The organism is Canicola haemoglobinophilus (genome assembly GCF_002015075.1).
Classification (GTDB): Bacteria; Pseudomonadota; Gammaproteobacteria; order Enterobacterales; family Pasteurellaceae; genus Canicola; species Canicola haemoglobinophilus.
In genome coordinates, this window is record NZ_MUXZ01000020.1 from 43090 (window position 1) to 50036 (window position 6947).

The 6947-nt window shown below is 38.3% G+C and carries 5 protein-coding genes and 2 pseudogenes; all 7 read left to right on the forward strand.

Features of this window, described 5'->3' with window-relative positions:
* The first annotated feature begins 11 nt into the window (after positions 1 to 11).
* On the forward strand, positions 12 to 1442 hold the full coding sequence (gene mltF, locus B0186_RS07420) for a membrane-bound lytic murein transglycosylase MltF (protein WP_078218744.1): 1431 nt from the start codon (positions 12 to 14) through the stop codon (positions 1440 to 1442).
* Complete coding sequence (locus B0186_RS11790; RefSeq protein ID WP_169832924.1) at positions 1439 to 1591, forward strand: hypothetical protein; 153 nt, start codon at positions 1439 to 1441, stop codon at positions 1589 to 1591. Before mltF ends, B0186_RS11790 begins: the two co-directional genes overlap by 4 nt.
* Before the next feature lie 50 nt (positions 1592 to 1641).
* Positions 1642 to 3552, forward strand: a pseudogene (locus tag B0186_RS12015) (TonB-dependent receptor plug domain-containing protein).
* A gap of 32 nt (positions 3553 to 3584) precedes the next feature.
* On the forward strand, positions 3585 to 4379 hold the full coding sequence (locus B0186_RS07430; protein ID WP_078218745.1) for a substrate-binding domain-containing protein: 795 nt from the start codon (positions 3585 to 3587) through the stop codon (positions 4377 to 4379).
* A 58-nt stretch (positions 4380 to 4437) separates the two neighbouring features.
* Positions 4438 to 5415 carry a FecCD family ABC transporter permease gene (locus tag B0186_RS07435; protein WP_078218746.1) on the forward strand — a complete coding sequence of 326 codons (978 nt, stop codon included), beginning with the start codon at positions 4438 to 4440 and terminating at the stop codon, positions 5413 to 5415.
* A pseudogene (locus tag B0186_RS07440) lies at positions 5408 to 6150 on the forward strand (ABC transporter ATP-binding protein). The gene B0186_RS07435 and the pseudogene B0186_RS07440 overlap by 8 nt, the downstream one beginning before the upstream one ends.
* A 94-nt stretch (positions 6151 to 6244) precedes the next feature.
* A partial coding sequence (locus B0186_RS07445) for a restriction endonuclease subunit S (RefSeq protein WP_412778792.1) occupies positions 6245 to 6947 on the forward strand: 703 nt, incomplete at its 3' end.

Sequence of the window (6947 nt, forward strand, 5' to 3'; positions counted from 1 at the left end):
GGATCACTTCATTGAAAGGACTATTTATTCGGATTATTTTCGCTATTAGTTTATTGCTTTGGGCAATAGACATGGTTTTTCCTTGGCAACAAATAATGAAATCTGAACAAAATTACTATACAGCAATTCAAGAGCGGCAAAAATTGATTGTAGGAACAATCAATAATCCCGTGTCCTATTTTATCGGTGCAGAAGGAAAGTCAGGCTTAGAATATGAGTTAAGTAAAGCTTTTGCTGATTACTTAAATGTTGATCTCGAAATCATTCCTTTAAATAGTACAGATGCGTTATTTCAAGCATTAGAACAAGGAAAAATAGATATTGCGGCGGCAAATTTATTTTATCAACAAGATCGAAGCGAAAAATTTCAACTCGGTCCAGCTTACTATTCAGCCTCTTGGCAACTCGCTTATCGCAAAGGCGAAACTCGCCCAACAAGCCTAGAAAAATTAACAGGAAAATTAGTTATTCCCACTAACTCTGCATTAAAAAGTATTTTGCTTGCAGAAAAAGAAAAATATCCAAATTTAGTGTGGGAAAGCAGTGAGCTCAGTCAAGAAGAACTCTTGTTTCAAGTCGCAGAAGGGAAAATAGATTATACGATTGCCAACTCAATTGAAGTTTCTGTTAGCCAACAAGTTAAACCTCAGATTGCTGTTGCTTTTGATGTTACAGATGAATTTACTGTACATTGGTACTTATCTAATAATGGCTATTCAGAACTGCAAGCTGCCTTATTGGATTTTATGAACAGCTCAATGGAAAATGGCTTAATTGCTCGAATTGAAGAAAAATATTTCAATCATCTCAGAGAATTCGATTATGTTGATACTCGCTCCTATTTAAAAGCCATTGAAACTGTTTTACCAAAATATGAACCGCTATTTGAAAAATACAAAGGGGATTTAGATTGGCGTTTATTGGCTGCGATTTCTTACCAAGAATCCCATTGGAACCCAGATGCAACTTCGCCAACAGGGGTTCGAGGCATGATGATGTTAACAAAAGCAACAGCTGATCGCATGAATATAACCAATCGCCTCGCTCCAGAACAAAGCATTAAAGCAGGCTCTGAATATTTGCATCTTCTACTCGGGCAAATGCCAGATACTATTTTAAAAGAAGATCGTATTTGGTTTGCTCTTGCCGCTTATAACATGGGGTTAGGGCATTTATTAGATGCTAGACGTTTGACCAAAAATCTGGGGGGAGATCCTGATAATTGGTTAGATGTCAAAAAGAATTTACCTTTGTTAGCACAAAAACGTTATTTTACTAATCTTAAATATGGTTATGCTCGAGGTTACGAGGCTTTTCAATATGTGGAAAATATTAGAAGATACATGAACAGCATTGTAAACTACCAACGTGTTCAGCAAAGCCAACAAGAACAGCAAAATAGCGATACCCCATCAACCAAAACACAGCAGGAACAGCCATGAGAAGAAAAACATTTTTGAAAAAAAGCAAAGTAAAACTCTATCGTGTATCACATAATCGAGCATTAAGAATTCAACGCTTAAAAAAACGTAAAGCACAACAATCCGCACGACACGCATTACAATTTGTTATCCAAGAGATTTGTAACTAACTTTGAGCTGAAAATCTTTTTATTTTTAATCATGCAAACACAACTAGAGAATATTCTATGAAAAAAATCTAATTACCACCGCACTTTTAGCCACATTAGCCGCCTCGGTGCACGCAGAATCAACGAAAAACCAACTGCAACCAATAACCGTCTATTCCGCTTACGCAACCCCAATCAACCAAGACAAAACAGCCTCATCAGTTACTGTTTTGACCGAAAAAGATTTCGCCGAACGCAATGCCACTTATGTGAGTGATGTATTGAAAACTGTGCTGGGTGTGGCTATGGGGATTAGCGGTGGTCGTGGTGCAGTCTCAAGCCTTTTCTTAAGGGGAGCAAATTCCAAACATACAGCAATCATCATTGATGGTATAAAAGTGAACCCTGTTGATACAAACTTCGATTTTGGTGGCTTAACTTTAAGCAATGTTGAAAGAATTGAAGTTTTACGTGGTGAACAATCTGCACTCTGGGGCAGTGATGCAATGGGTGGCGTTGTTTATATCACAACAAAAAGCGGATTATACAAAGGCAAGCCATTTAATATCGACTTCGATTTTGGTGCAGGATCGCACCGCACTTTAGACGGTTCCGTCACTGTTTCTGGCTATAACAAGGGGTTCTACTACGCATTACAGGGCGACAGCCATAAAACAGCTGGAATTTCCGCTAGAACAACTGAAACACAAGGCAATACAACCTATGTTGCAACGGAAAAAGATAAATTCCATCGTGACAGTGGCTCACTTCGCCTAGGCTATGATGATAATGACAAAGGCATTGAGTTACTTGCTAAACATTCAAGCCAAACAGTCCATTTTGATAATAGCGTTCAATATGAAAAAAATGCTGATGATCGTACAAGAACAAAGGATACTCAGTTTAAATTAAGTGGTTATGTGGGTAATAGCAATGACTTATTTGTACATAAAGCAAATGTCAGCCATATAAAAACAAAGAGTGAAACAACTCAATATAATAAATATTCAACTAAAGTTGAAAACAAAGACTACGAAAGCAAAAAATTAGCAGCATCTTATCAATTAGATGTCAATTTTGATAACCAAGGCGAAGTAAAGCAGGCAGTTAGCTTGCTGACTGATTATCAACATTCAAAATATGTGAATTCAGGCTATAACTATGTGCCTAAAAAATTGATTGAGAAAAGCATTGCAGCGGAATATCGTCTCTTTACTGAACAAGATCATAGTCTTTCATTAAGTGGTCGTTATACCGATAATTCTCAATTTGAAAATGCCTTTACTGCACGTTTAGCGGGAGCTTATCGTTTTTCACCAAACATAAAATCTCATGCAAGTTTTGGTAAAGCTATCCATAATCCAACAATGTCCGAATACTATGGTTGGGATGGTAATTAGTTGGCAAATCCAAATCTTAAAGCAGAAAAAAGTCTAGGCGGAGAATTGGGGTTACTCTTTGAAACAATGGATAAACAACATTCATTCGATGTAACTTATTTTGCTCGTAACGTTGATAATTATTTAGATTTTAAAACGGAAGATTGGGTAGTTTATCAAGCTGTGAATAGAGTAGGTAAGACTAAAATTAAAGGCGTTGAGTTAGCCTATAACGGCAAATTTACAGATAACTTATCTCTTTTTGCTAACTATACTTTCACACGCATTAAAGCAGATAACGATCAATATGGTTCAAATACCGTTCGCCGTCCAAAACATAGCGGCAATTTAGGCATTAATTATCAAGTTACCAATGAATTGGGAATGAATGCAAACTTAAGCTATGTTGGTAAACGCTTTGATGTAAGCAATAAAGCTATGCCTTCATACACCCTAGTCAACCTAGGTGCGAACTATCAGCTAACCAAAAACTTGAACATTTACGCCCACTTAAACAACGTATTTGATAAAAAATACGAAAATGTACTTGGCTACGGTCAATTCGGTCGCAATGTTTACCTTGGCTTAAAAGGTTCATTCTAACCCTATCGGGCGTGGCAACACGCCCTTTTGTTATGCGTAAAATAGTCAAAATTTCCACCGCACTTTTACTTAGTATCGGCACAGTGCAGGCAGAACAATTTGTTTCGCTCAATCTGTGTGCCGATCGCTTGTTGATCGAAATTGCTCGCCCTGAACAAATTTCGGCAATGTCTAATTATTCGGCAAATCCACTGATGATGTTAGACAAAATCAACCACAATAAACCACAAATTGAACCGAGTTTAATCAACCTGTTACCCTATTTAGACAAAACCTTGTTGATTAACGAACAGTTTTATCCGCAATTAGTGGAAAAGTTACGATCCTTAGGTGTGAAGGTGGAAAACATCAGCGATCCACAAACGTCCGAACAACTATTTGAACTGATTTTACGCTTAGGCAAGCTCACCGATAATAAAGGCAAAGCAGAACAGCTCGTCGAAAAACTTACATTACAAAATTTCCAGCTAAAACGACCGCTTACACAAACGCTGATGTTATCGGATACAGGCATTGTGGAAAGTCAGTTTCAGCCTTACCGCACTTTGCTTGATTTACTCGGACTATCGCCACTTAAAGCAAACTTAACCCAACAAAATTTTTCCTTAGAAAAACTGTTGCTAAGCCAACCTAATGTGCTTATTCGCCTAACGGATAAACAAGGCTATAACGAACAAGCGGAACTGCTCAACCACCCAATTTTGCAAAAAATTTTCCAAAATCGACCGCTTGCCTCCATTCCGCTAAAGTATAGTTACTGTTTTGACCATGGATTATGGCAGGGGGCGGAGCAAATTTACCGGCAAATAAATGTAATGAAACCATAAGAAATGAGCTGTCGACAAATTGTCGACAACTGAAATTGGATAAAATAAACGATTAAAAATGACCCAACCCAAAACCCTAAACTTCATTTTATTACTTATGCTGATCGCCCTGATTGCTTTTGCCTGTGGCTATCAGCTTAGTCAATTTACTTCACTAGCGAACGCAGAAGGCATTTTGACCGATATGCGTTCGCTAGTGTTATCGGATATTCGCCTACCACGCATTTTATTAGCGGTGCTCACTGGGGCAAGCCTTGCTCTCGCAGGCAATGTGATGCAAGGGATTCTCCAAAATCCACTGGCAAGCCTAGGATTATTAGGCAGTGCCAACGGAGCAACCACTGCGAGCGTATTTATTCTCTACTACTTCTCTGCTCCCTTTACAGTATTGTTATTTGGCGGCATTTTCGGGGCATTATTGAGCTTTCTCATCGTTTATTTTATCGCCCGAAATTACGGCACAACCATGATGATTTTAAGTGGCGTAGCAGTCAATATGTTACTAGGGTCGGCGATTGCCTTACTACTTTCCAACGCCCAAAGCCCTTGGGCATTAGCGGAACTTTACCGCTGGCTACAAGGCTCGTTAACTTGGGCAAAATTAGATACCTTGTTGATTTCCTTACCCATTGTGTTACTCGGCATCGCTTTCATTTACAGCCAACGCCGTTATGTTGATTTGCTCACCTTCGGCGAAGAAACGGCTAGCACAATGGGCATAAACCTAAAACGTAGCTTTTTTATCACCACATTCGGTGTAGCGTTGTTAGTGGGGGCAACCATTCCCCAAACGGGCACTATCGGATTTATCGGCTTAATTGCACCGCACTTTGCTCGTATCTTACTTAATAAACGCCCTTCACAGCTTTATTTAACCAGTAGCCTTATCGGTGCGTTATTACTGTTAATCGCCGATCTTGGCATTTTATATCTGTCATTTTTCTCACACATCTACATCGGTACACTCACCGCCATTATTGGCGCACCAGTGTTGATTTGGATTTTGCTCACGCAACAGCGGAGGCTTTATGATTAAAGTTGAAAATCTGAGCTTACCCTATGGTTTAAAGAATGTAACTTGCCACATTCCACAAGGTAAACTTGTCGGCATTATGGGGGCAAATGGGGCTGGAAAATCCACATTATTGAAAGCTATCGCAGGGATTTTGCCCTTATCAGCGAAGCAAACAAGCGGTCAAATTTGGCTAAATAATTACAAATTAGGCGAAATGTCCGCCTCACAAAAAAGCCAGAAGATCGCCTATCTCGCTCAAAATACCGACATTTATTGGGATTTATCCGTCTATGATGTCATCGCTCTCGGGCTATCTTCCCCACAGAAATCAAGTGATGAGCAACAAAAAGTGCAGTCAATTTCACAAAAGTTTTCTGTAGAACATCTGCTCGATAAACCTTTCCAACAGCTTTCAGGTGGCGAAAAACAAGGGTACAGCTCGCCCGTTGTTGTATCAAAAACAGCCCCATTTTACTGACAGACGAACCTATTGCTGCTCTCGATCCTTATTATCAAATTGATATTATGGAGCAACTCAAAGCCCTCACACCTAAACAAACGTGCATAGTGGTTATCCATCATTTATCCCTAGCCTACCGCTTTTGTGATGAAGTGATCTTACTTAAAAATGGCGAAATTATCGCAGCAGGCGAAACGCAAGCGGTGCTCAATCCACAAAATCTCGCAAAAGGGTTTGGTATTAGGGCGGAGATGGATCAAGAGAATAAAGAGATTATTAAAATAAACAAGTTATAACCCCCCTTATCTGAACGAGAGCGAAGTCCCTTTCGAAATCCCTGAAAGTTGGGTTTGGGTGAGGTTAGAAGATATATGTGAGACTATAAGCGATATAGATCATAAAATGCCGAGAGAATATAAAGGTTCTGATGGAATACCATATATTTCCCCTAGGGATTTTTATGGTTCAAATCATATAAATTATGATAATGCTAAGAAAATCAGCGAAGATGATTATCTTCTTTTATCTAAAAAATTTTCCCCAAAGTTAAATGATATTATTTTTCCACGATATGGAACTATTGGCATTATTAGAGTAATAAATTATACAAAGCCATTGCTTGTATCTTATTCCTGTGCTTGTATTAGAATTTTGAATAGATTTATCAACCTAAACTATATTATTTGTTATTTACAATCTGAACTAGCCCAACAAGAAATAAGGAAATATACAAATAAAACAACTCAACCTAATGTTGGTCTTCAATCTATAAAAAATTTCCTAGTTCCGCTTCCTCCGATAAATGAGCAAAACAAAATTTCAGAGAAATTAGAGGTATTACTACCTTTTATTGAACAATATGCAAAAAAAGAGCAAGAACTGACCGCTCTTCATCAAGAATTTCCTGAACGGCTGAAAAAGTCAATTTTACAGGCGGCTATTCAAGGGAAATTAACAGAACAAAATTCAAATGATGAGCCTGCAGTCGAACTTGTTAAACGTATTCAAGCGGAAAAAGAGCGGTTGATTTTAGAGAAAAAAATCAAAAAACCGAAGCAACATTCTGAAATTATCGTTCGTGATAATTTCCATT

Excerpts from the sequence above, each read along its gene's own strand:
- B0186_RS11790 (WP_169832924.1), top strand. The coding sequence starts at position 1,439 with ATGAGAAGAAAAACATTTTTGAAAAAAAGCAAAGTAAAACTCTATCGT.
- B0186_RS07430 (WP_078218745.1), top strand. The coding sequence starts at position 3,585 with ATGCGTAAAATAGTCAAAATTTCCACCGCACTTTTACTTAGTATCGGC.
- B0186_RS07435 (WP_078218746.1), top strand. The coding sequence starts at position 4,438 with ATGACCCAACCCAAAACCCTAAACTTCATTTTATTACTTATGCTGATC.